The sequence below is a fragment of the Pseudomonas sp. MS15a(2019) genome (assembly GCF_013277805.1).
Taxonomy (GTDB): domain Bacteria; phylum Pseudomonadota; class Gammaproteobacteria; order Pseudomonadales; family Pseudomonadaceae; genus Chryseomonas; species Chryseomonas benzopyrenica.
Window position 1 is genome coordinate 140,574 of the sequence record NZ_VBTN01000003.1, and the last position, 23,312, is coordinate 163,885.

The 23,312-nt window shown below is 66.1% G+C and carries 20 protein-coding genes; 12 read left to right on the forward strand and 8 right to left on the reverse strand.

Annotated features, from left to right (window positions below):
• Positions 1-129 precede the first annotated feature (129 nt).
• From FEZ61_RS04230 to fhuF, 7 genes are all read left to right on the forward strand, one after another.
• Entirely contained in the window at positions 130-2,301 is a 2,172-nt protein-coding gene (locus FEZ61_RS04230; protein ID WP_017639883.1) for a TonB-dependent siderophore receptor, read from the forward strand.
• 233 nt (positions 2,302-2,534) lie between these two features.
• A complete protein-coding gene (locus FEZ61_RS04235; RefSeq protein WP_242455100.1) occupies positions 2,535-4,559 on the forward strand; it encodes an iron ABC transporter permease in 2,025 nt (674 codons plus the stop codon).
• Positions 4,556-5,491, forward strand: coding sequence for an ABC transporter substrate-binding protein (locus tag FEZ61_RS04240; protein WP_173147406.1), 936 nt, complete (start codon positions 4,556-4,558; stop codon positions 5,489-5,491). The genes FEZ61_RS04235 and FEZ61_RS04240 overlap by 4 nt, the downstream gene beginning before the upstream one ends.
• Positions 5,492-5,555: 64 nt before the next feature.
• A complete protein-coding gene (locus FEZ61_RS04245) occupies positions 5,556-5,765 on the forward strand; it encodes an MbtH family NRPS accessory protein (RefSeq protein ID WP_330219874.1) in 210 nt (69 codons plus the stop codon).
• A gap of 14 nt (positions 5,766-5,779) precedes the next feature.
• Positions 5,780-6,772 (forward strand): TauD/TfdA family dioxygenase, encoded by a 993-nt coding sequence (locus tag FEZ61_RS04250; protein WP_173147408.1) that lies wholly within the window; start codon positions 5,780-5,782, stop codon positions 6,770-6,772.
• Positions 6,769-7,767 carry a GNAT family N-acetyltransferase gene (locus FEZ61_RS04255; protein WP_017640158.1) on the forward strand — a complete coding sequence of 333 codons (999 nt, stop codon included), beginning with the start codon at positions 6,769-6,771 and terminating at the stop codon, positions 7,765-7,767. Before FEZ61_RS04250 ends, FEZ61_RS04255 begins: the two co-directional genes overlap by 4 nt.
• Positions 7,768-7,860: 93 nt before the next feature.
• A complete protein-coding gene (fhuF, locus tag FEZ61_RS04260; RefSeq protein ID WP_173147410.1) occupies positions 7,861-8,601 on the forward strand; it encodes a siderophore-iron reductase FhuF in 741 nt (246 codons plus the stop codon).
• 180 nt (positions 8,602-8,781) lie between these two features.
• Here the strand turns inward: fhuF and FEZ61_RS04265 are convergent, their stop codons facing one another.
• The gene (locus FEZ61_RS04265; protein ID WP_017640160.1) at positions 8,782-9,549 is read right to left on the reverse strand and encodes an ATP-binding cassette domain-containing protein; all 768 of its coding nucleotides are present in this window, start codon (positions 9,547-9,549) and stop codon (positions 8,782-8,784) included.
• Positions 9,550-9,673: 124 nt separating this feature from the next.
• Complete coding sequence (locus FEZ61_RS04270; RefSeq protein WP_173147413.1) at positions 9,674-10,570, reverse strand: LysR family transcriptional regulator; 897 nt, start codon at positions 10,568-10,570, stop codon at positions 9,674-9,676.
• 86 nt (positions 10,571-10,656) lie between these two features.
• On the opposite strand from FEZ61_RS04270, the gene FEZ61_RS04275 reads away from it, so the two are divergent.
• The 4 genes from FEZ61_RS04275 to FEZ61_RS04290 are packed head-to-tail and all read left to right on the forward strand — an operon-like array spanning position 10,657 to position 14,992.
• Complete coding sequence (locus FEZ61_RS04275; RefSeq protein ID WP_017640162.1) at positions 10,657-11,433, forward strand: SDR family NAD(P)-dependent oxidoreductase; 777 nt, start codon at positions 10,657-10,659, stop codon at positions 11,431-11,433.
• Between the two features lies 1 nt (position 11,434).
• Entirely contained in the window at positions 11,435-12,187 is a 753-nt protein-coding gene (locus tag FEZ61_RS04280) for an SDR family oxidoreductase (RefSeq protein ID WP_173147415.1), read from the forward strand.
• 40 nt (positions 12,188-12,227) lie between these two features.
• A complete protein-coding gene (locus tag FEZ61_RS04285) occupies positions 12,228-13,628 on the forward strand; it encodes an aspartate aminotransferase family protein (protein ID WP_173147417.1) in 1,401 nt (466 codons plus the stop codon).
• Entirely contained in the window at positions 13,625-14,992 is a 1,368-nt protein-coding gene (locus FEZ61_RS04290) for a glutamine synthetase family protein (RefSeq protein ID WP_173147419.1), read from the forward strand. The genes FEZ61_RS04285 and FEZ61_RS04290 overlap by 4 nt, the downstream gene beginning before the upstream one ends.
• 15 nt (positions 14,993-15,007) lie before the next feature.
• Here the strand turns inward: FEZ61_RS04290 and FEZ61_RS04295 are convergent, their stop codons facing one another.
• From FEZ61_RS04295 to FEZ61_RS04310, 4 genes are all read right to left on the reverse strand, one after another.
• Positions 15,008-15,715 carry an RES family NAD+ phosphorylase gene (locus tag FEZ61_RS04295; protein ID WP_173147421.1) on the reverse strand — a complete coding sequence of 236 codons (708 nt, stop codon included), beginning with the start codon at positions 15,713-15,715 and terminating at the stop codon, positions 15,008-15,010.
• Complete coding sequence (locus FEZ61_RS04300) at positions 15,709-16,113, reverse strand: antitoxin Xre-like helix-turn-helix domain-containing protein (RefSeq protein WP_017640167.1); 405 nt, start codon at positions 16,111-16,113, stop codon at positions 15,709-15,711. Before FEZ61_RS04300 ends, FEZ61_RS04295 begins: the two co-directional genes overlap by 7 nt.
• A gap of 99 nt (positions 16,114-16,212) precedes the next feature.
• Positions 16,213-17,538 carry a tetratricopeptide repeat protein gene (locus tag FEZ61_RS04305; RefSeq protein WP_173147423.1) on the reverse strand — a complete coding sequence of 442 codons (1,326 nt, stop codon included), beginning with the start codon at positions 17,536-17,538 and terminating at the stop codon, positions 16,213-16,215.
• A 222-nt stretch (positions 17,539-17,760) separates the two neighbouring features.
• Positions 17,761-18,372, reverse strand: a complete 612-nt coding sequence (locus FEZ61_RS04310) for a LysE family translocator (RefSeq protein ID WP_068384149.1) — start codon at positions 18,370-18,372, stop codon at positions 17,761-17,763.
• Positions 18,373-18,473: 101 nt separating this feature from the next.
• Between FEZ61_RS04310 and FEZ61_RS04315 the strand changes: the two genes are divergently transcribed.
• A complete protein-coding gene (locus FEZ61_RS04315) occupies positions 18,474-18,926 on the forward strand; it encodes a winged helix-turn-helix transcriptional regulator (RefSeq protein WP_173147425.1) in 453 nt (150 codons plus the stop codon).
• A gap of 96 nt (positions 18,927-19,022) precedes the next feature.
• Here the strand turns inward: FEZ61_RS04315 and FEZ61_RS04320 are convergent, their stop codons facing one another.
• Positions 19,023-19,679 (reverse strand): response regulator, encoded by a 657-nt coding sequence (locus FEZ61_RS04320; RefSeq protein ID WP_173147428.1) that lies wholly within the window; start codon positions 19,677-19,679, stop codon positions 19,023-19,025.
• The gene (locus tag FEZ61_RS04325; protein WP_093255743.1) at positions 19,676-23,071 is read right to left on the reverse strand and encodes an ATP-binding protein; all 3,396 of its coding nucleotides are present in this window, start codon (positions 23,069-23,071) and stop codon (positions 19,676-19,678) included. The genes FEZ61_RS04320 and FEZ61_RS04325 overlap by 4 nt, the downstream gene beginning before the upstream one ends.
• Positions 23,072-23,312 lie beyond the last annotated feature (241 nt).

Genomic DNA, 23,312 nt, shown 5'->3' on the forward strand with positions numbered 1-23,312 from the left:
AGTGATTGACTTCTAAATAGTAACGATTCTGATTTGATATCTTATTGCCATGTAATAGAGTATTGAACGGTTTAGGGGAACGCGCCTGGTGCGCGGTTCTAAGGATCATTTCAAGGACAGCTGCTAGCCATGCACAAAGTCGTAGCTCACGGATTCCAGATCACCCTGCTGGCGGCGGCCGTCGCCTGGCAGACCCAGGCGACGGCCCAGGCGAAGGAAGCGCCCGCCGCCATCGCGCCGACGACCATTACCGCCGAGGCCGAGCCCTCGCCAGTCGGTCCGGACGTGGGCTACAAGGCCAATAACAGCGCGGCAGCCAGCAAGACAAGTACTCCGCTCGCGGAGACCCCGCGTTCGGTCTCGGTGGTTACCCAGCAACGCATCAAGGATCAGCAAGCACAGACCCTGACCGACATCCTCGGCTACACCCCGGGAATCTTTTCGCCACCGTTCGCCGTGGGCGACGGCTTGGCCGGCGACTACTTCTTCATCCGCGGCTTCAATGCGACCGACTATGGCTATGGCCTCTATCGCGACGGCCTGAGAGTTCAGGGCAATCGCTACGACACCACCTCGGAGCCTTATGGCTTGGAGCGGGTTGAGGTATTCCGCGGGCCAAGCTCCATCCTCTACGGCGAGAACGCCCCTGGCGGCTTGGTCAACCTGGTCAGCAAGCGTCCCACGGCTGATTCACGTGGTGAAGTTCAGGCAAGCTATGGCAGTAACAATCGGCGCCAGCTCGGACTGGACGTCTCCGGCCCCCTCACCGATGACGGCAGTGTGCTCGGGCGGGTGGTGATGCTTGGCCGCAAATCCGACACCCAGGTGGACCATGTGCCCGATGACCGCTTCTACATCGCGCCGTCGATCACCTTCAACCTGAGCGACAGCACCGCCCTGACGCTGCTGTCCAGCTACCAGCGTGACCGTACCGCCATCGAGCTGGGCTATCCGGCCGCCGGAACCCTGTTCAACAACCCCAACGGCAAGCTCAGCCGTAACGCCATGCTCGGCAACCCAGACTGGGACAAGTTCGAGCGCGAGACCTGGAGTCTGGGCTACGAATTCTCCCACCAGTTCAACGACGTCTGGACCTTCCGCCAGAATTCCCGCTACCTGCAGTCGCGGATCGACCGGCATGAGATCTGGCCGGGAGCCCTGAATCAAGGTGGGTTCGGGACCACCGTGGCGGTATCGGCGTACGATCGCCAGAACAAGTCGATGGTCTACTCGCTGGATAACCAGCTCGAAGGCAAGTTCGATACTGGCAACTTCCAGCACACCCTGTTGTTTGGCGCGGGCTACGACCGGACATCCTACAGCCAGGACTGGAACGCCAACGACCCCAGGGCACCGATTCTCGTCAACGTCTTCAACCCCGTTTACGCCGGTGACCCCACGACGCCGCTCTCCGTTGCCGACAGTCTGCTGACCCAAAATCTCTACGGCACCTACAGCCAGCTGCAGACCAAGTACGACAACTGGATTTTCCTGCTGGGCGGACGCATGGACTGGGCCCAGAGCGAATACCGCAACCGCCGCACCTTCGCCGCCGCGGCGCAGGACGATAGCGACTGGAACCACAAGTTCACCTGGCAGACCGGGCTGATGTACCAGTTCGATAATGGGCTGTCGCCCTATGTCAGCTATGCCCGCGGCTTCGTACCGGTGCAGCAGCCGCCGGTCAATGGTCCGGCGTTCAGCCCCATCACCAGCGAACAGTACGAAGTAGGGATGAAGTACGAACCCAAGGGCTGGAACACCAGCGTTACGGCCTCGGCATTCGACCTGCGCAAGGACAACGACGTCATCACCGAGAACAACCTGCCACGCCAGGTCGGTGAGAGTCGCTCCAAGGGCTTCGAGTTGGAGATCAACAGTAACCTCACCGACAACCTGAACTGGGTGACGGCCTACACCTATACCGATGCCCGGATCACCAAGGACGCGCCTGGCTCACGTTTCGAGGATCGGCAGATGACCGGGGTGCCACGCAACTTCGCCTCCAGCTGGCTGACCTACAGATTCAAAGATGGCGAGCTGCGCGGTCTGCGCCTGTCCGGCGGCGTGCGCTACATCGACAGCGTGTACTCCTACACCACCACCTACGGCAAGCTGGATACCGGCGACGTCACCCTGGTGGACGCTGGTATCGGCTATGACTTCGACCGCCACTGGTCACTGGACGTCAACGCCAAGAACCTGTTCGACAAGGAGTACGTCTCGGGTTGCAACGATGCCGGTCGTTGTTACTGGGGCGACGAACGTAGCGTCATAGGCACCGTCGCCTATCGCTGGTAAGAACCTGTTCACGATCTGCTGCGCGTCGGCCAAACGGCGTTGAAAATGGCTTCGGAATGCTCATTTACCACTCGTAAACTCCGCTTCCTCAGCCATTTTCGCCTGGTTTGTCTCTAGCTCGCGAGATCGTGAACAGGTTCTAAGGTCGAGTCCCACGCCGCTGGCGTGGGCAATGCTCTCCAGTCACGGGCGAAGCCAGCAGGCTTCGCCCGCGTTGCATAAGCGAAGTCTCCATGTCGCAGTCCCCCAGGGGCGCCGTCTCGCGGTCGCCCGCTTGGTCTCTTTCCCTTGGTCTGGGCAGTCTGTTGCTGCTCGGCCTGTTCCTCTGGCAGGCGCTGTTCGCCACCGGCTGGCCCAGTGCGCAAGCCTGGGCCGCACCCTGGTCGAGCACACCCTCCTGGCCAGGGCTGGCGCTCTGGTGGCTGCAACTGCCGCGCGCCGTGGCGGGTCTGGTGGTGGGGGCGAGCCTGGGCATCGCCGGGGCGCTCATGCAGGTGGTCACTCGTAATCCCCTGGCGTCTCCCGATCTGCTCGGCATCACTGCCGGCGCCCAGGTCGGGCTCATCCTAAGCCTGCTGCTGCCGGCCTTTCTCGGGTTGCCGCTGGTGTTTCTCGGTGGCCTGTTGGCGGCCCTGTTCACCTTCGCCATGGCCGGTGGCTGGCACACCACGCCCTTGCGCCTGACCCTAGCCGGCGTGGCCATCGCCCAGGCCGCCGCCGCGGCCATCACTCTCTTTCTCAGTCTCAACGACCGGGCCGCCATGGTCCTTTCGCTGTGGAATACCGGCTCGTTGCGGCAGTTGGGCTGGGGTCACCTGGCGTTCACCGCGCCCCTGGTCCCGCTGGCCTTACTGCTGATATGGCTACTGCGGCGGCCGCTGGATCTGTCGCGGCTGGGGGATGGCCAGATGCGCGGCCTGGGCCTGCCACCGGCCGGGATCAAGGCCGCCAGCCTGCTGCTGGCCAGCGCCCTGACCGCGCTGGCCATCCAGTTGGCCGGCCCCCTGGGCTTCATAGGCCTGATCGCGCCTAATCTGCTACGCCTCGGCCTAGGCGTGAGCCGTCCCTCCCACCTGGTCGCGCTCTCCGGTCTCTGGGGCGCCGTGCTGACCCTGGCCGCCGATGGGCTGGTCCGGCTGCTGGCCGGCTGGATCACCCTGCCGCTGGGTGTCCTCTCGGCCCTGCTGGGCTCGCTCTGCCTGCTGCTGCTCCTGGGGCGCCTCGACGCTGGCCCGCGTGCCGCCGTCGGATTGTTGGCCAGCGAGACCGGCGCGCGGCGAGGGGCGGTCTTGCCGCTCGCCAGCAGCCTGCTGGTGCTGTTGCTGGGGCTGGTAGCGGCCGGTCTCTGCGGCGGTGTCGGCCCGGGTGCCTGGGCGTTCCTGCAGGCGCTGCTCGCCGGTGCACCCGAGGCCGGGCTACTGCTGGATCTGCGCTTGCCGCGACTGCTGGTGGATGCCGGGGCAGGCGCGTTGCTCGCCACCAGCGGATTGCTGCTGCAGGCGGTGACGCGCAATCCCCTGGCCGGGCCGGAAATCCTCGGGGTCAGCCAGAGCGCTGGCTTGGCCGTGCTGGGCGCCATCGTCCTGGTCCCGGACCTGGCAGCCGAATGGCGCTTCCCCCTGGCCTGGCTGGGGGCTGGTCTTGCCCTGGCCTGGGTGATAGGCGCCAACCTGCGGCGCGGGCTGGAGCCCTTGCGCCTGGTACTGACCGGCTTTGCCATCAGTGGCCTGGTGCTGGCGCTGTCCAGCGTACTGATCGCCCAGTATGCGAGCAACGTGGCCCAGGCGCTGACCTGGATGGTGGGTAGCAGCTACGGTCGAACCTGGGACGATGTCCAGGCGCTGCTGCCCTGGCTGCTGCTCGGGCTGGGCGCCGCCGGCCTGACCGCGCGCTGGTTGGATCTGCTGGCGCTGGACGAGGGCGTGGCCGCTGGACTGGGACTCTCCGTGGCCAGTCGCCGGCTGTTGCTGGTGGCCCTGGCCAGTGTGCTGATCGCGGCGGCCGTGGCCGTGGTCGGTCCGGTGGCCTTCGTTGGGCTGCTGGTGCCCCATGGTGTGCGCCTGCTCGGTTTGCACCGGGCGCGCCAGCGTCTGGTGGTGGCGCCGCTGCTGGGTGCCTGCCTGCTGGTAGTGGCCGATTTGCTGGCGCGCTGGAGCCTGGCGCCGCTGGACATTCCCCTCGGCATTGCTACCGCGGCCCTGGGTGCGCCGGCCTTTCTGCTGCTGCTGGCCCGTAGCTACAGAAAGGTGCGCCGATGAGCACGCAGCTGCTGCGTATCCTGCTGGTGTTGCTCTGGATCGCCACCCGCGCGGCCTGGGCGGCTGATGACCTGATCGCCCGCCAGTCGGCACAGCTGCCCGAGCGCCCGCTGCGCATCATCACGCTCGACGATGTCGCCACTGAATTGGTGACCTCCCTGGGGCTGGCGCCGGTGGGGGTGGCCAATCTGGCCGGCTATCGGCGCTATGTCGGCCTCGGCGCCGACCTGCTCAAGGACAGCCAGCCTCTCGGCAGCATTCAGCAACCCGACCTCGAAGCCATCGCCCGGCTACGGCCGGATTTGATCCTCGGCTCCGGCTATCTCCACCTGGGACTGTTCCGTCGACTGGAGAGCCTGGGCCCGACGCTGCTCTACCGCTACGGAATGGACACGGCGGACGATGACGCCGTGGCGCGCGCCAGCGCCTTGCTCAGCGATCTCGGTAGGCGGGTCGGCCGGACAGCGGAGGCTACGGCGGTGAATATCCAGGCTGACCGCGCTTTGGCCGACACCCAGGTCGCGGCCCAGGCCGCGGGTATCGTCGGTCAACCGTTTGTCGTGCTTTTCCCCTTGCCGCAGCAGGGGGTGTTCATCACCCTCAACCGACGTGTGCTGATCAATGCCTTGGTCCGGCGCCTAGGTGGCCAAGACCCCTGGCCACTGGTCTCCAGCCGGGTGTTGCACCGCTACCAAGATGTCCAGGAGATCGCCGCGGTACCAGACCTCACGGCCCTGTTCGTCGGTGAGCAGACCGGGCATCCCTTCTTTCGCTCGTCGCTCTGGCAGGCCATGCCGCTGGCGCGCAGCGGCCGCCATGCCAGTCTGCCCAGTCCGTACTGGACCTTTGGCGGTCCGGCCAGCGTGACGATGCTGGCGCACCAGATCGCCACCGCACTGCGTGGCGTGCCGCCGCCACCGAATGGGCGCTGAACAGCCGTGCCCCTCGTTCGTCCTTTAAGAGGAAAGCCGCACGAGGCGGTTGTCTTGCAGGAGGATAGCGATGAGTTTCGACAGCGACAGCACCCAGTTCCAGGTCGTCATCAATGCCGAAGAGCAGTATTCGATCTGGCCGGACTACAAGGCCCTGCCGGCTGGTTGGACCGCCATCGGCGTCAGTGGCGACAAGGCCACCTGCCTGGCCCATATCGAGCAGGTCTGGACCGACATGCGTCCCTTGAGTCTGCGCCAGGCCATGACCCACTAGACCGGAGGTCCACCATGACGACGCTACCTGCGGATCTCCTGGAACTGGAATCCGGCCTGCCGCTCCGTCTGTCCCCGCGCGCGCCGGGTTGCGGGCTGGGCGATGTTTCCAGCGCGCTGCACGCCCTGGTGGACCAACATCTGGAAACGGCCGGCGGTATGCTCCTGCATGGCTTCGCCGACCCGGGCGTCGCCGGCTTCCAGACCTTCGCCAGCGGCTTCGGCCATCCGCTGCTGAACTATGAATTCGGCTCCACCCCGCGGAGCCGGGTGACCGCCGACGGCGTCTATACCTCGACCGAATACCCGGCGCGCCAGTGGATACCACTGCACAACGAGCAGGCCTACACCTGCGACTGGCCCATGCGCATCTGGTTCTATTGTGCCCAGGCCGCGGAAGAGGGCGGTGAGACGCCCATCGCCGATAGCCGCCAGGTGTTCGCGCGCATCGATCCGGCCCTGCGCCGACGCTTCGCCGAACGCCGACTGAGCTATGTGCGCAACTATGGCAATGGCCTGGACGTGGCCTGGCAGCAGGTGTTCGACACCGAAGACCGAGCCACCGTGGAGCGCTTCTGCGCCGCCCGTGGCATCGCCTGCGAGTGGAAGGCGGACGGCGAATTGCGCACCCGCCAGCTGTGCCAAGGGGTCGCCCGGCATCCGCGTACCGGCGACTGGGTCTGGTTCAACCAGGCACATCTGTTCCATGTCTCGGCGCTGGAGCCGGAGATGCGTGAGGTGCTGCTCGATACCGTCGGCGAGGAAGACCTGCCGCGCAATGTCTTCTATGGCGACGGCGCGCCGCTGGAAGACAGCGCCCTGGACGAGATTCGCGGAGTGCTGAATGAGTGTCGCATTCTCTTCCCCTGGCGCACCGGCGACATCCTCTTGCTCGACAACATGCTCACCGCCCATGGGCGCGCCCCATTCAAGGGCCCGCGCAAGGTGGTGGTGGCCATGACCGAAGGCCGTCATGAAGACCCCCAGCCCCGCGAGATCCCGCTATGACGTCGCTCCTGCAACTGCCGGGCGGCTTGCGCCTGGTGCACGAAAGCCTCGACGGTGACAGCCTGTGGCGGGTCGGTGACGAACTCTGGCTACGTTGCCGCGAACAGCCAGTGCCGGAAGGCCTAAAAGTCCTTGTCACAGGAGGCAGTGCCGAGCTGACGGGCGAGCGCCTGGCGGTGCTCGCCCTGGGCTTGCTGCTGCGCGCGCCCGAGGCGCCGGCACTGCTCTGGGAGGGACTGCCGGCGCTGCCCGAGGCCGTGCGCCAGGGACTGCTGACCCAGGACGCCGAGGGCGGCTGGCGGACCTGGCGCGCCCAATTCTGGCAGCGGCCGCAGCCCTGGTTGCGCCAGCCGGGCAGCGCGGGCTATCCAGCCTTGGCCCAGCTCACCGGCCAGCGCCGTCACCCCAGCCGCCCACCCAAGCCGACGGGAGAGGTCTATCGCCGCTACGACCATCGGCTGGGCGCCTGGATCGTCCTGCGCGCCCTGGCGGTGGAGGATGACCTGCCGCTGTTTCATCGCTGGCAGAATCAGCCGCGCGTGGCGGCCTTCTGGCAGGAGGAGGGCAGCCTCAAGCAACACCGAGCCTATCTGCAACGCCAGGCCGCCGATCCCCATGTACTGACCCTGGTCGGCAGCCTGGACGATCAGCCCTTCGCCTACTTCGAAGCCTACTGGGCGGCCGAAGACCGCATCGCGCCGTTCTACGCCGTGGATGACTACGATCGTGGCATCCACATGCTGGTGGGAGAGGACAGTCTGCGCGGCCCCCAGCGAGTGGCCTGCTGGCTGCCGGCGCTGGTGCATTACCTGCTGCTGGACGAACCGCGCACCCGGCGCATCGTCTGCGAGCCCCGTGCCGATAACGAGCGGATGATCGGCCATCTGCAACGCCAGGGTTTCTATCGGCAGAAAGAGTTCGACTTTCCCCACAAGCGCGCGGCGCTCATGCTGCTCGAGCGCGAGCGCTTCTTCGACCATTGCGTGCTGGCATGAGGGGGCTGGCGCCGGAGAGCTTGGCCGTGACCGGGCAGCGGCCTAAGGTAAGCGGATGAATCCTGATCTCCTCGCTGTCGGATCGCGCACCCGATGATTCCTGTTCTGGCCCCTCTGTTCACCGGTCCTCTCCAGGCGTTCGCCCCGGTACTGCGGCTACCTACGGCAGGAGAGTCGGTGGTCCCGCTGAGCTTCTTGCTCGAAGAAGGGTTGCCGGACCTGCTGGACTGCTACGGCGGGGCTCCGGAGCTGGATCGGCGGGCGCTGCTCTCGGTCTGGTCCAAGTACTACTTTTCCCGGCTGATTCCCCCGGTCGTGGCGGCGGCGCTATTGCTGCGCTGGCGGCTGCCCCTGGCGGTGGACCAGCTGGGACTGGTGTTGAACGAGGACCGGGTGCCGGAAGCCTTCGTCCTGCCCCACGCGGGCGAGGCCTTTGCCGTGGACCACCCGGATGTCCTCCAGCCGCTGGTGCTGGAGAATCTGCGCCCCTTCATCGATGGCGCCTGTGCGCAGATCAGGGTGTCGCCCAAGGTGCTCTGGAGCAATGCCGGCAACTACCTGGAATGGTTTGTTGGCGAATTGCGCAAGGCGCGACCCCAGGGCGGCGCGCTACCGCCCTTCGAGCACTGGCTCGAACAACCGACCGATGCCCAGGGCGCGCGCAATCCGCTGTTCAAGCCGGTGATCTACGTCGAACTGCCCCTGGCGGGAAGCGCCGAGCAAAAGTCCTGGCAATGGCGGCAGCGACGGGTGTGCTGCATCCGCTACCGCCTGCCGGAAGAAGAACTTTGCAGCAATTGCCCGCTGCTCAAGGACCCGCAGCCTGCTGCCTAGATTCGGTACGAAAAGTCGCCGAGCGAAGATCAGGCGAGGCCTAGGCGGCCCCACGAAAAGGCTAGGAAGCGTTCGGCCCCGCGCTCGGGTTTAAGAGCGGTAAACGAGCATTGCGATCGGCCTGGCGATCCAGGCCTTTCAACGAAGCATCAGCGCGCGTAGGCACTTTTCTTACAGGACCTAGCAGTGAAAGCCCAACGGGGTACCATCATGGGGGTGCGGCAGGACATCCATGGGAATGCCATAGATGGCCTGCAAGGTCGCCGCGTTCATCAACTCGGCGGGGCTGCCTTCCACCAATACCCGACCCGCACGCAGGGCGATCAAGTGGTCGCAATAGCGCGCCGCCATGTTGATTTCGTGTAGTACCAGAATGATGCCGAGATCCAGTTGCCGGCCCAGCGTCTGGATCTGCTGCAGAACCTCGACCTGGTACGCGATATCGAGCGCCGAGGTGGGCTCGTCGAGCAGCAGGTAGCGGGTGTCCTGCGCCAGCAACATCGCCAGCCACACCCGCTGTCGCTCACCGCCCGATAGGGTATCCACCAGTTGCTCGGCGAATCTATCGGTCCCCGTCAGCTGCATTGCCCGTTCGACGTGATCGCGATCCTTTTGCCCATAGCGGCCAAGGGCTCCGTGCCAGGGATAGCGGCCCATGCCGACCAGTTCCCGGACGCTCATGCCCTCCGCGGCGGGCAACTGTTGCGGCAGATAGGCCACCTGCTGGGCATAGCGTTGGGTCTTCCAGGCGGTGAGGTCCTCACCATCCAGGGTCAGGGTGCCGCCGGAGGGCGTGAGCTGACGAGCCAGCAACTTGAGCAGCGTAGACTTTCCCGAGCCATTGTGGCCGATCAGGCCAACGGTCCGGCCGCGGGGCAGTTGCAGAGATACTGGATGCAGCAAGGCCCGACCGTTGAGCGAAAAGCTTGCTTGGTTTAAGTCGAACATCGCTATTCCTGGACAGCTGCAGCTTCAGATGAGAATCGTTCCGCGTATGCTACCTGGGCAACTGGAAACCTGCCAAATCCAATGCGGAGTCCTGGGCAAGGCGGAGGCAGCCTTGCCCAAGCCGCTATTCCGGCTTGGTGCCGATCTGCTCGCGCAAGAGTTGCAGATAGCGCCGCGCGCCCAGGCCCTGGGGACGATTCTTGATCCAGATGACGTCGATCCAGCGGCGGATCTGGCTGGCCATGTTGTCGAATTGCACCTGTTCGAGCAGGCCGGCGGCGATCAGCGGCCGCACCAGCGGGTGGGGCAGATAGGCCCAGCCCAGCCCCGCCTGCACCAGGTCCAGCGTCGCCAGGTAGCTGTCGGTCAGCCAGACCCGTTGCGACAGCACGATCTGTGGATCCGAGGCATTGCGGTCGCCCCCAGCCACCACGATCTGGCGGGTATCGGCCATCAGCGTTTCGCCCAGTGGCCGATCCTGGCGGGAGGCGGGATAGCCGGGCGCGGCCACCGCCGTGAGCAACTGGCTGCCGGCCTCGGCGAAACCTTCCAGCGCGTTGATCCCCGGGCGCTCGAAGATCAGCGCCATGTCCACGCTGCCCTCGTGCAGCAGGCGGATCGCCTCGGCGCGGGCGGCCGAGCGGATCTCGATTTCCAAGGCCGGAAATTCCTCGGCCAGGGTTACCAGCGGGCGACTCCAGGCACCGGTCTGCAACTCCGGCGCCATCACCAGCACGAAGCGCCGTTCCAGCCCTGCGTGCAATTGCAGGGCATGGGCGTCGAGCAGGGTGAGCTGGCTGGCCACCTGCCGCGCCTGAGGTTCGAGGGCGCGCGCGGCGGGGGTCGGCAAGGCCTTGCGGGTGGCGCGATCGAACAGCACCAGGTCCAGTTCGGCCTCCAGCTGGGAGATCGCCATGTTCACCGCTGACGGCACCCGCCCCAGGACGCGAGCCGCCGCGGAAAAGGAGCCCTCGTCGATGACGGCGAGGAAGACCCGAAGCGTTTCGCTGGTAAAGGCCATGGTTGTCAATTTCGCTGATAACGATCGTCTTTTTGTATCAGCCAGACAGGCTTAGAGTCCAGTCAGACAACGATGGAGACAGCGACATGAGCGAGTCGATGGCGGGCCAGGTGGCCCTGATCAGCGGTGCCGGCAGCGAAGCCGGCATCGGCATGGCGATAGCCCGCCGCCTGGGCGCGGCGGGGGCACGGCTGATCGTCACCGCCAGCAGTGCGCGCATCGCCGAACGGGTGGCGGAATTGCGCGCCGCCGGCTTCACCGCTGAAGGTCAGGCCCTGGATCTCACCGAGGAGGCCGCCGTTGGCGACTTCTGCCAGTGGGCCGAGGCGCGTTGGGGCCGCATCGACATCCTGGTCAACAACGCCGGCATGACCATGCAGGGCAGTCCCGAGCCCCTGGTGGAGGTGGCGCGGATGACCCTGGCCGACTGGAATCTGACCCTGGCGCGCAACCTGACCACGGCCTTCCTGCTGACCCGCGCCGTATTGCCCGGCATGCAGGCGCGCGGCTATGGCCGCATCGTCCACGTCAGTTCCGCCACCGGCACCCGGGCGGGCATTCCGCAGGCAGCGGCCTACAGCGCGGCCAAGGCGGCCATGGTCGGCATGAACATGAGTCTGGCGCTGGAGGTGGCCGGGCAGGGCATCACGGTCAACGCCGTGGCCCCTGGCTGGATCGAAACCGCCTCGAGCCTGCCGGAAGAATTGCAGGCGGCGACGCGGGTCCCCGTGGGTCGCGCCGGCCGCCCCGCCGAGGTCGCCGCGGCGGTGGCCTTCCTGGCCTCGCCCGAGGCGAGCTACATCACCGGCGAGTACCTGGTGGTGGACGGCGGCAACAGCCGCATCGAAAACAAGGGGGCCTGACATGCAGCCGGTCGTACTGGTCAGTGGGGTACTGGGTGGCATCGGGGGGGCGGTGCGCGAGCATTTCCTGCAGGCGGGCTGGCGGGTCTTTGGCACCGATCTCGACGGCGCGGCCCTGGCGACGCTGCAGGCCGACGGCAGGCTGGCCGGCTACCACGCCGCCGATCTGCGCCGGACCGGCGCGGCCCGCGAGGTGGTGGCCGCCGCGGCGACGTTGGGGCGCCTGGATGCCCTGGTCAACTGCGCCGGCGTCTGGCGCGAGGGCCCGGCCGAGACCTTCAGCGAGGAAGACTTCGACCTAGTGCTGGACGTCAATCTCAAGGCCAGCTTCTTTCTCTGCGCCGCGGCCATTCCCGCGCTGCGCGACACCCGCGGCGCCATCGTCAACCTGAGCAGCGATGCCGGTCGCCAGGGCAATCGCAATGCCGCCGTCTACTGCGCCAGCAAGGGCGCGGTGACCCTGATGACCAAGGCCCTGGCGCTGGATCTAGCGCCCTGCGGGGTGCGCTGCAACAGCATCTCCCCCGGCGATGTGGCGACGCCCATGCTGAGCTTTCAGGCAGAGCGCTACGGCAAGGGCGATCCCGCCGCCTATCTGCAGGAATTGCTGGAGAAGTATCCGCAAGGCGAGCAGGCGCGCTTCATCCAACCCGAGGAAATCGCCGAACTGGCCTTTTTCCTGTGCCAACCCGCCGCCCGCTCCATCACCGGCGCCGACCTGGCCATCGATTGCGGCGTCTCGGCCGGGCACTGAGCCCGGGCCGATTCGCCCTCCACCCCAAGAGGAATCCGACATGACCACCAGTGGTATCAGCGAAGCCGCGGTCCAGACCTTCGTCGCGGCCGAACGCGAGCGCTTCCTGGCGCGCAATCCCACCTCCCTGGCCCTGGCCGAGCGCGCCCGGCACTCGCTGTTCGGTGGGGTGCCCATGCACTGGATGAACGACTGGTCGATGCCCAGCGCGCTGTTCGTCAGCCATGCCCAGGGCTCGCGCTTCCATGACGTCGACGGCCACGAATACATCGACTTCTGCCTGGGCGACACCGGCAGCATGTTCGGCCATTCGCCGGCGCCCATCGCCCGGGCCCTGGCCGAGCAGGGCGCGCGCGGACTCACCACCATGCTGCCCGGCGAGGATGCCGTGGTCGCCGGGGAATTGCTCGCCGAGCGCTTCGGCCTGCCGTTCTGGCAGGTGGCGACCACCGCCACCGACGCCAACCGCTATGTCATCCGCTGGGCGCGCGCCATCACCAATCGCAAGATGCTGCTGGTGTTCGACGGCTGCTACCACGGCACCGTCGACGACGTCATGGTGCGCCATCAGGAGGGCCGCACCGTGCACCGCGGCGGCCTGATCGGCCAGGCGCACAACCTGGCCGAGACCAGCCGGGCCGTACCCTTCAACGACCTGGCGGCGCTGGAGGCGGCCCTGGCGAAAGGCAACGTCGCCGCGCTGATCTGCGAACCGGCCATGACCAACATCGGCATGGTGCTGCCCGCCCCGGGCTTCATGGAGCAGGTCCGCGCCCTGACCCGGCAGTACGGCACCCTACTGATCATCGACGAGACCCATACCCTGTCCACCGGCCCCGGCGGCTGCACCCGCGCCTGGAATCTGCAGCCGGACTTCATCACCTTCGGCAAGCCCATCGCCGGGGGCGTGCCCTGTTCGGCCTATGGCTGCAGCCACGAGATGGCCCAGGCCATGCGCCTGGCGCAGCAGCACGCCAGCGAGACCAGCCACGGCCATGGGCACAGCGGCATGGGCACCACGCTGTCGGCCAATGCCCTGGCCATGCGCTGCCTGCGCATCAGCCTGGAAGAGGTCATGACACCGGCCGCCTATGCGCGGATGCTGCCGCTGGCGGCGCGACTGGCCGCCGGCCTGCGCGAGGTGATCGCCCGCCATGGCCTGGCCTGGTCGGTGACCGAACTGGGCGCCCGCTGCGAATTCCAGTTCTGCGCCACGCCGCCCACCACCGGCGCCGAGGCGGAAGCCGCCTTCCACGACAGCCTGCAACAGGCGCTGCATCTCTATCTGATCAACCGGGGCATCCTCATCACGCCCTTCCACAACATGACCCTGTGCTGCCCGGATCTCGCTGCGGCAGACGTCGATCTACTGCTCGCCACCCTCGACCAGGGCCTCGGCGAACTCCTGGCGCTGCCAGGCGCCCGGGAGTGTCAGCCATGAACTTCGCCGACGCCCAGGAAGCCCGCGACTTCCTCGCCGCCCACCCCGAGGTGCGCAGCATCGAACTCATGCTGATCGATGCCAATGGCGTGCCCCGCGGCAAGCTGCTGCACCGTGACGAATTGCTGGCCATCTACGAGGAGGGCCGGCCGCTGCCCAGCTCCATCCTGGCGCTGACCCTGCAGGGGGAAGACGTCGAAGCCACCGGCCTGGTCTGGGAGGTCGCCGATGTCGACTGCTGGACCTATCCACTGCCCGGCAGTCTGACCCTGCAACCCTGGCGCAGCACCCCGACCGGTCAGGTGCAGGTGAGCATGCACCCGACCCAGGGGCTGCCGGCCACGCCCGCCGATCCCCGACATGCCCTGGTACGGGTGATCGAGCGGCTGCAGGCCGACGGCTTCCAGCCGGTGATGGCGGTGGAGCTGGAGTTCTATCTGCTCGACCGCACCCGCGACGCCCAGGGCCGGCCGCAACCGGCGCTGCAGATGAATGGCGTGCGACCCGGTTCGCCGCAGGTCTACGGGGTCTACGAACTGGAGCAGCTGCAGCCGTTTCTCGATGACCTCTACGCCGCCTGCAAGGTGCAGGGCCTGCCGGTGCGCACGGCCATCTCCGAATACGCCCCCGGCCAGCTCGAACTGACCCTGCTGCACCGCTTCGATGCCCTCCAGGCCATCGATGAAGGGATTCGCTACAAGCGCCTGGTCAAGGGCGTGGCCAACCGCCACGGCCTACAGGCTTGCTTCATGGCCAAGCCCTTCGGCGACCAGGCGGGCAGTGGCCTGCACCTGCACGTCAGCCTGGCCGACGCCGAGGGCAACAACCTCTATGCCAGCGAGGACCCGCAAGGCACGCCGCTGCTGCGCCATTCCATCGGCGGCATGCAGCACCGGATGCTGGATGCCCTGGTGATCTTCTGTCCCAACGCCAACTCCTACCGCCGTTTCCAGGCCAACAGTTACGCGCCGCTGGCCAAGAGCTGGGGGGTCAACAACCGCAGCGTGTCCCTGCGCGTGCCCGGCGGTCCGGCCAGCAGTCGCCATATCGAGCACCGCATCTGCGGCGCCGATGCCAATCCCTATCTGGCCGCCGCGGCCATCCTCGCCGCCATCCACGAAGGCATCCGTGACGAGCGTGACCCGGGGCCGGCCATCGTCGGCAACGGCTACGAGCAGGCCACCGACTTCCTGCCCACCGACTGGCTCACCGCGCTGCAGGCGCTGGAGCGCTCCAGCTGGATCCGGGAGGCGCTGGGTGAGCGTTTCATCGATGTCTATCTGGCGATCAAGCGCGCGGAGTACCGGCAATTCATGGCCGAGGTGGGAGAGCAGGACTGGCGGTGGTATCTGACCCACGCCTGAGGGGGCGCTACCTGATCAGTTCGGCTCGCCCGGCACGGCGGTGATGTGATTGACGCTGATGATGCCGCCGTTCCAGATCATCTCAACCGGCGCCGCCTGGACCACCGCACTGATCCGTCCTGGGGTCAGCAATGCCCAGCAGTGGTTGCCGGGACGTCGCACCGAGCGATAGCGCAGGCCTGGGCAGCCGGCGCGTTTGGCGGCGGCGCCAAGACTACGCGCCGCGCCGTAGTCTGCGGGGTGGTAGAGGGCATCGGTCGCTTCCAGCACCAGGGCATCGCGGAAGCCCTCTTCGGAGAAGCTCACCGAAAGATTGCGGAAGACGAACCGCTCGTATTTCAGCGCGGGCACCTTCGACCAGTACGCTTGCTGATGATAGCGAACCTCGGTAAGGGCGGTATCGGGATGGTCGGCCAGGTAGAGAACGCCAAAGCTGCCATCACTGAAGCGAGACCCTGCGGGGTTTACATGGGTGAAAGGTGCCACGGCATAGGAGCAGCCAGAGATACCGAAGGGGATCTGTGCCAGGGGGATCAGCTCCAGACGCCCTAGCTCGTTCTGCAGTCGCGGGTTGGTCAGAGTCTGCAACTGGTGCAGCGCCGCGAAGTCCTCGGCATTGGCGACATCGTCGAACAGGTCGATTGGCGGAAATTTGGAGTTGATCAGGCGATGCCCCTGTAGCCGCTCATCCGCGAGCAGAGGCAGGTCTTCCAGCTTCACCATCCGGCACCGCGCAGGACGTCGATACGCCGGAAGGTCTCATAGAGCGAGATCATGTCGCCCTGGGCCATGATCTCCAGCGGCGAACGGCCATTGAAGAACTCATTGTGATTGGCCATGGCGACGAAGCCGTAGACGTTTTCCGGGTTGTCGAAGACCAGGCGTAGCGCGGAATGCATGTTCAGCACCAGGCTGACACGCTGGAGCTGATCGGCATCCAGACTCACCGCCCAGTTACCTTCCCGCTGCAAGGCCCGGGTGTAGGTGCTGCGCGAGATGCGCAAGATGCGGCAACTCTGCTCACTGGAGGCCTGCCATCTGTCCAGAATGTTGAGCGCTGCCCGTAGGCCGGCCGTGCTCTGGCTTTTCGAAAACTGTTCAACGGCAACGACCTGGGACATAGGACTCTCCAATCTGTAGATGCAAATATAATGAAAATGCGTCTACAGATAAAGAGATAAGGTAAAACTGATCACCGGGTAGTCCGTGAACATCCCGGATCAGGATGCAAGGCTGGCCCGCCAGTGCCGATCGCGGGTCGAAGGCCGCCGGTGCAGGCGCTCGTCTAGCAGTACGCCTGCCTTGGTGTGGTCGCCCCCGCGCAGCAGGGCGACCAGCAGGGTGTCTTCGATGACCTCGCGCTGGGCGCCACTGCCACCGATGCGGGCGACATCCGTGCGCAGCGGCTCCAGCAGCCGTGCGCAGCCGTCATAGTCCTCGTCGGCGAAGGCCAGCAAGGCGCGGCAGAGCAGGGGGACGACCGGTCCGGCGGAAAGAGTGCCGTCGCACAGGCGGGCTTCGAGTCCGGCCACGCGTTCTTCCAGCGCCTGCCGATCCCCGGTCGCCGCGGCGATCAGGGCCATATGGACGTCGGCGAAAGCCAGCCCCGGTTGCTGGAACAGCCCGGACGCACTGGCCGCAGTAGCCTGCCAGAGGTCGGCTGGCACCTCGTGGCCATAAAGCCCCAGGCGCCAGAGAAAGGAGGCGTTGTCGCTGACCCGGTTGAGCGGACCGGCGGTGGACGCGGCTGGCGCTACGAAGCGCTGATAGAGGTCCAGCGCGCCCTGGCTGTCGCCCTGTTCGAGGGCCACCAGGGCGCCGTGCCAGGCGATATGGCCATGCAGGGTACCGTGATGGGGGTACTCGGGCAGCCAGCCTGCGATCAGGGCCTGCGCGGCCTGGCTGTCGCCGGATTCGTGCAGGACATGGGTCAGGGCATGGGCTGCATTGACGTTGTGGCGGCGTAGCTCCAGCGCCCGCTGGGTGAGCGTACGGCCCCGCACCACCTCGCCGTTCTCGCCCAGGGACCAGCCGCGGTAGGTCAGGAACCACCAGTCATCCGCGGCGAAATGACGGGCATGGCGCTCGCAGAGGTCGACCCGCGCCTGATCGTGATCGGCCCGCCCGGAAAATGCCAACAGACCGAAGGCACCCAGGGGCAAGCCCAGGATCAGGATGTCCCGCGGCCAGCGGTCGGCATGCGCCAGCGCGCCTAGCAGCGCCTGGGCGGATTCACCGGCGATCAGCCGCTGCAGGACCTGCACATGGCTGCGCTCGCGCTCCGTGCCGCGCCGCTCGACCAGCCGCTGCGCCCGCACGATGGCCTCCCGGGCGGCACCGGCCTGGTTGTCGATCAGCTGCAGCCGCGCCCGCGCTGCAAGCGCCAGGGCGAAATCAGGATCGGCGGCGATGGCCTCGTCCAGCGCCTCGGCCGCCCCCGGCCAGAGCGACAGCAGCAGATCGACACCGGCCTGGTAGCGCTCGGCGGCGAAGGCAGAGAAGGTCGACAAGGGGAGGTCGTAGCGGTCGGTATAAGGCGTGGACATCGTGTGTATCTATCATCTAGGTGAGGGGAGAGGGCCGCGGCTCTGGCGCAGGAGCGCTATCGGGCATCATGGATAGCAGCCAGACCGGACATTGAATAGTGCCCGTCGCTCACGATGACATGAGTGCGGCTCATCGCCAGGAACGGATCTGTCTGCCCCAGGAGCGTTGCTTGGGTGTGCCACCGGCGACCTTCCCACAGCCGCGAAGAACCGTTTTCCTAGTCAGTGGGTGAAAAGCTGATAGAGCGGCGGCAAGGTGGCGACCAGCAGCGTGACGGCCATGGCCAGATTGAAACAGCGCGCGCGGCGTTCATCGGCCAACCCATTACGCAGGACGCTGCCGGCGAGCGCCCAGATCCCTACACAGGGAAGGCTCACCAGCGCCAACAGGGTAGCGGCCAGCATCACGTCCAGGCGGTGATGCTGCACCGGTATATAGGTGGCCGCTGCGCTGATGGATACCGTCCAGGCCTTGGGATTGATCCACTGGAAGGCCGCGCCGCCCAGCAGGCCCATCGGCGTGGTGGCCTCGGCGTCGAGCCGAATAGGTCCGCAGGTAGCGATACGCCAGGCCAGCAGCAGGAGATAAGCCAGTCCCAGAATGCTCAGCAGCAGATGCAGGCCGGGTAGGGCGGCAAAGACTACGCCTAGACCAAGACCCACTACCGCCAACTGCAGCGCTACCCCAATGGCGATCCCGACAATTAGCGGCAGCGTACGTCTCACGCCCACCTGGGCGCCGCTGGCGAGCACCAGGACGTTATTGGGACCTGGAGTCGCGGTGAGGATGAAACAAAACAGCAGAAAGGGCAGCAGGACGGCGAGATCGGTCATGGCAACGGTAGTGCGGCTTTAGGAAATTAGGTCGTATTTTATTGCTTTGATATCGATATAGGATTGCATAAACTTCTTCCTGGACGGCTAGAGTGCAATTAATGATCAAAGTAGATCGTCTTGATCGCCGAATATTGCGTGAGCTCGAACGGGATGCTCGACAGACCAACGTCAAGCTGGCTGAACGGGCAGGGCTGTCGCCCTCGGCTTGCCTCAGGCGCGTACAGGAGCTGGAGCGCTCCGGTGTCATCAAGGGTTATCGAGCGGTGGTGGATCGATCGCTGCTGGGCATTGGCTTCGTCGTCTACGTTGCGGTGGGCATGTCCTCTCACTCCCGCGCGGTGCTGGATGCCTTCGAAGCGGCCATCAGCGATTCGGCGGATGTGGTCGAGTGCCACACCGTCACCGGCGCGGTCGAGTATCTGTTGCGCATAGAGGTCGCCGACATGAGTGCCTATCGCACCTTCCATACCCAGGTTCTCGGCGTACTGCCCCATGTCCATTCGGTGGTCAGCTACATCGTCATGGATACCGCCAAGGACGAGCGTGCCTAGCTTGGCAACGTCCTGCAGTTAGGTAGCGGCAGTGATTCTCCGCTCCTGCATTAGCTGACAGCGGTCCCTGGGAGGTGCTTGACGGCGCCCGAACGCTTAGCGGCACGTCGCGATGGCCAGGGTCGCCGCCGCAGTGCGCGTTTCTACCCCGAGTTTCACGTAGACGTGTTCCAGGTGCTTGTTCACCGTGCGGGGCGAGAGGCCGAGGATGTCGCCGATGTCGCGATTGGTCTTGCCGCAGGCGACCCAGTGCAGCACCTCGACCTCGCGGCCGGTCAGCTGGTAGCGGCTGCTGAGCGGCGCCAGGTCCAGCGCGGTCCTGGCATACGGGCGGCTCGCTGGCAGGTTGCGCGCCGCCTGGAGTTCGCGCGCCGTGCGCAGGTGGGCCGCGACCCGTGCCAAGACTTCATCGGTCTTGAGTGGCTTGGTCACGTAGTCGATGCCGCCAGCGGCGAAGGCCTCCACCACGTGCTCGGTCTCGGTCAGGGCGGTCATGAACAGCACCGGGATGTCGGCGAGTTCGGCCTGTGCCTTGATCCGCCGGCAGGTCTCGAAGCCATCCAGTCCGGGCATCATGGCGTCCAGCAGCACCACGTCCGGGCGGCGCCGCTGCATGCGTTCCAAGGCACTGGCGCCGTCAAGGGCCACCAGCACCATGTAGCCGCTGGCGTCCAGGGCGTCGGAGAGCAGGGCGAGGTTGTCCGGCGTGTCATCGACGATCAGCACCACGCTGGGCGGTAGGGCGGCGGTCATGGATTCTCTCCTTCCAGGGGCAGGTCGGCCGGCTGCAGCGCGTCTTTGAGACGGCGATTGAAGTCGTTGAGCTGAAAGCGTTTCACCAGTGCGCGCAGGGTATCGACATAGGCGGCGCTGGCCGGCTCCTCGCGCTCGATGCGGTCCAGGCAGGCGTGGATGCCTTTCACATAGCCCAGCGCCCCAAGCTCCTGTAACGCTTCCAGACTGGCAGCGCTCGGCGGTTGGAGCGAAATCGATCGTGCGCCAGGCGGTCCGGCGGTCCGCTCCAGCCAGGTCAGATTCAGGTGCATCCTGATCTTTTCCAGCAGCTGCGGCGTATGGACCGGTTTGGCCAGGTAATCATCGCAGGCGGCCGCGGTGCTGCGTTCGCGATCAACGGCGAAGGCATTGGCGGAAATGACGATGATCGGCGCCCTGGACAGGCCATTGCGGCGGATCAGCGCGCTGGTCTCCAGTCCGTCCAGCAGCGGCATGGAAAGATCCATGAGGATGAGGTCCGGCTGCCAGAGGGCAACCTGGCGGATGGCGTCCTGGCCATTGGCGGCCTCCGCCAGTTCGAAGCCAAGAGGTTCGAGCATGCCGGCCAGCACCCGGCGGTGATCCAGGTGGTCGTCCACCAGCAGCACCCGGCGTCGCGGGCCCTGATAGCCGCTGATGCTGTGTTCGACGTGGACCAGCGCCTGGGGCACCCGTACCTCGGACAGGAACAGGCGCACCACGAAGCGGGTGCCCTGGCCGGGCGTGCTGGTCACGTCAAGGGCGCCGCCCATCAACGTCACCAACATGCGGGTGATGGTCAGACCCAGTCCCAGGCCGTTGTCCTGGCGCAGCGGATCACCCCGTTCGAAGGGTTGGAACAGCCGCTCCAGCTGCTCTGCGGCGATGCCCAGACCGCTGTCGATGACCTCGAAGGTAGCGGTTTCCCGCGCATAGGTGACCGCCAGGATCACGCCACCCTGGTCGGTGTAGCGCACGGCATTGCCGAGCAGATTGATGAGGATCTGCCGCACCCGTTTTTCATCGCCGCGCACCACGGCGGGGAGGCGTCCCCCGACCTCGAGGGCAAAGCTCAGACCCTTGTCCTGGGCCTGGGGCGTGAACATCTGCTGCAGCTGTTCGAGAAACTCCGGAAAGGGAATCTCCGAGGGTTCCAGCTGCAGCTTGCCCGCTTCGATCCGGGCCACGTCGAGCAGGCCGTCGATCAGCGAGAGCAGGTGCGAGCCATTGCGGTAGATGGTGGCCAGGGCATCCAGCTGATGGCCGCTGCTGGCCGGATCACGCTGCAGGATCTGGGTATAGCCGAGGATGCTGTTCAGCGGCGTGCGCAACTCGTGGGACAAGCCCGTAACGTAGCGGCTCTTGGCCGCGTTGGCGGCTTCGGAAGCCTCCTTGGCCCGCTGCAGCGCTTCGTCGGTCCTGCGGTGCGCCTCGATCTCCTGCATCAGCAGCGCGGTCTGCCGGGTCGATTCCTCCAGCGCCACATGGCGGCTCTCGCGGGTCAGCACCACCCACCAGGCCAGGGCGCCGGCAAACAGCGTGAGCACCATGAAGGCCTTGAAGAATCCCTGATACAACAGGTGACGCTCATCGACCTGCAGCCCCTGGGAGACCTGGCTGTAGATCAGCGCCAGGGCACAGAACATCAGCCCGACCATGACCAGCAGCACGCCCAGATAGTGCGCCAAGCGGGTATGCAGGCGCGGCACCGAGGTGTTCGGCAGCAGCCAACGCAGCAGGGTATCGACCTGCTCGGCGAGGCGCGCCCTGGGCTTGCAGAGATCGCCACAGCGCGCATCCAGGGCGCAGCAGAGCGAGCAGATGGGCGCGCCGTAAGCAGGGCAGAAGGCGATGTCTTCGCGCTCGAAGGCGTTGGTACAGAGCACGCATTCCAGATGGACCTGCGCGGGATGCAGCAACTTCAGCACGCTGGTCCGGGCGATGTAGTAGCGGCCCCGGGTGAGCCAGGCCAGCAGCGGCGCGCAGATCAGCGCGGAGACCAGTGATACCAAGGGTGAGGCGGCTTGCGCCAGGGCGCCGAACAGCCCCGCATGAGCCAGACCGGACAGCAGCGAGGCGAGCAGCATGGCACCGACGCCGACCGGGTTGATGTCGTAGAGGTGCGCCCGCTTGAACTCTATGTGCCGGGGTGACAGCCCTAGAGGCTTGTTGATCACCAGGTCGGCGACCACGGCGCCGATCCAGGCGATGGCGATGTTGGCATAGAGCCCAAGCACCTCCTGGATGGCCTCGAACACTCCCAGCTCCATCAGCATCAGGGCGATCAGCACGTTGAACACCAGCCAGACCACCCTTCCCGGGTGGCTGTGGGTGACCCGGGCGAAGAAGTTGGACCAGGCCAGGGAGCCGGCATAGGCATTGGTCAGGTTGATCTTGACCTGGCTGACGATGACGAACAGCACCATGGCCCCCATGGCCCAGCCGGGCGAGGCGAACACGTAGCCGAAGGCGACCAAGTACATCTGGGTAGGTTCGGCGGCACGCTCCAGGGGAATCTCGTGCTGCAGGGCGAGAAAGGCCAGGAAGGCGCCGGCCAGCATCTTCAGGGCGCCGGGCACTATCCAGCCGGGACCGGCCATCAGCAGCGCCGCCCACCAGCGCCGGCGATTCTGCGCGGTCTTTTCCGGAAGAAAGCGCAGGTAGTCGACCTGCTCGCCCACCTGGGTCACCAGGGCCAGGGCCACGGTACAGGCGGCGCTGAAGGACAGCAGGTTGAAGGCGCCGGCCTCGCCCTCGCGGCCGGCGAAGGTGGTCCAGTCCGCCAGGGCCCCGGGATTCTTGGCGATGACGAAGGCATAGGGCAACAGCAGCAGGATCAGCCAGAGCGGCTGGCTCCAGAGCTGCAGGCGGTTGATCAGGGTGATGCCATAGGTGACCAGGGGGATGACGATGATCGAACAGATGACATAGGCCAGGGCCAGCGGAATGCGGAAGTACAGTTCCAGGGCCAGCGCCATGATCGCCGCTTCCAGCGCGAAGAACAGGAAGGTGAAGCTGGCGTAGATCAGCGAGGTGATGGTCGAGCCGATGTAGCCGAAGCCGGCGCCCCGGGTCAGCAGGTCCATGTCCACCCCGTAGCGCGCCGCGTAATAGCTGATTGGCAGGGCGGTGAGAAAGATCACCAGGCTCGCCGCCAGCACGGCCCAGAGGGTATTGGTGAAGCCATAGCTGATCGCCAGGGCGCCACCGATGGCTTCCAGGGCCAGAAAGGACACGGCGGCCAGGGCGGTGTTGGCGATGCGGAATTCCGACCACTTGCGAAACGACCGGGGCGTGTAGCGCAGGGCGTAGTCTTCCAGCGTCTCGTCGGCCACCCAGCTGTTGTAGTCCCTGCGGATCTTGGCGATGCGTTGCGTCCCGGTCTGCTGCACGGCAGGGCTCCTGGGGTCTGCGTGGCGGTGTTCAGGCAAGTTCCATGCCTCGGCCGTCTTGGCCTCCTGCCTCTCTGTGGCCACTGTCTGCCCGGCCTGGCGTGCCCCGCGCGGGCGCGCGACAGACAGAGCATGCCTCAGGGCGTTGCAGCGGGCTGTACGTCAGATGACGTAGGCCGTTACGTCATCCTGCGTATGTTCCGCGCCGCCTGTCCCGGCCCATCCTTGCTCCGCAGCGCAA

Coding starts and splice junctions, on each gene's coding strand:
- FEZ61_RS04230 (WP_017639883.1), top strand. CDS start 130: ATGCACAAAGTCGTAGCTCACGGATTCCAGATCACCCTGCTGGCGGCG.
- FEZ61_RS04235 (WP_242455100.1), top strand. CDS start 2,535: ATGTCGCAGTCCCCCAGGGGCGCCGTCTCGCGGTCGCCCGCTTGGTCT.
- FEZ61_RS04240 (WP_173147406.1), top strand. CDS start 4,556: ATGAGCACGCAGCTGCTGCGTATCCTGCTGGTGTTGCTCTGGATCGCC.
- FEZ61_RS04250 (WP_173147408.1), top strand. CDS start 5,780: ATGACGACGCTACCTGCGGATCTCCTGGAACTGGAATCCGGCCTGCCG.
- FEZ61_RS04255 (WP_017640158.1), top strand. CDS start 6,769: ATGACGTCGCTCCTGCAACTGCCGGGCGGCTTGCGCCTGGTGCACGAA.
- fhuF (WP_173147410.1), top strand. CDS start 7,861: ATGATTCCTGTTCTGGCCCCTCTGTTCACCGGTCCTCTCCAGGCGTTC.
- FEZ61_RS04265 (WP_017640160.1), bottom strand. CDS start 9,549: ATGTTCGACTTAAACCAAGCAAGCTTTTCGCTCAACGGTCGGGCCTTG.
- FEZ61_RS04270 (WP_173147413.1), bottom strand. CDS start 10,570: ATGGCCTTTACCAGCGAAACGCTTCGGGTCTTCCTCGCCGTCATCGAC.
- FEZ61_RS04275 (WP_017640162.1), top strand. CDS start 10,657: ATGAGCGAGTCGATGGCGGGCCAGGTGGCCCTGATCAGCGGTGCCGGC.
- FEZ61_RS04280 (WP_173147415.1), top strand. CDS start 11,435: ATGCAGCCGGTCGTACTGGTCAGTGGGGTACTGGGTGGCATCGGGGGG.
- FEZ61_RS04285 (WP_173147417.1), top strand. CDS start 12,228: ATGACCACCAGTGGTATCAGCGAAGCCGCGGTCCAGACCTTCGTCGCG.
- FEZ61_RS04290 (WP_173147419.1), top strand. CDS start 13,625: ATGAACTTCGCCGACGCCCAGGAAGCCCGCGACTTCCTCGCCGCCCAC.
- FEZ61_RS04295 (WP_173147421.1), bottom strand. CDS start 15,715: ATGGTGAAGCTGGAAGACCTGCCTCTGCTCGCGGATGAGCGGCTACAG.
- FEZ61_RS04300 (WP_017640167.1), bottom strand. CDS start 16,113: ATGTCCCAGGTCGTTGCCGTTGAACAGTTTTCGAAAAGCCAGAGCACG.
- FEZ61_RS04305 (WP_173147423.1), bottom strand. CDS start 17,538: ATGTCCACGCCTTATACCGACCGCTACGACCTCCCCTTGTCGACCTTC.
- FEZ61_RS04310 (WP_068384149.1), bottom strand. CDS start 18,372: ATGACCGATCTCGCCGTCCTGCTGCCCTTTCTGCTGTTTTGTTTCATC.
- FEZ61_RS04315 (WP_173147425.1), top strand. CDS start 18,474: ATGATCAAAGTAGATCGTCTTGATCGCCGAATATTGCGTGAGCTCGAA.
- FEZ61_RS04320 (WP_173147428.1), bottom strand. CDS start 19,679: ATGACCGCCGCCCTACCGCCCAGCGTGGTGCTGATCGTCGATGACACG.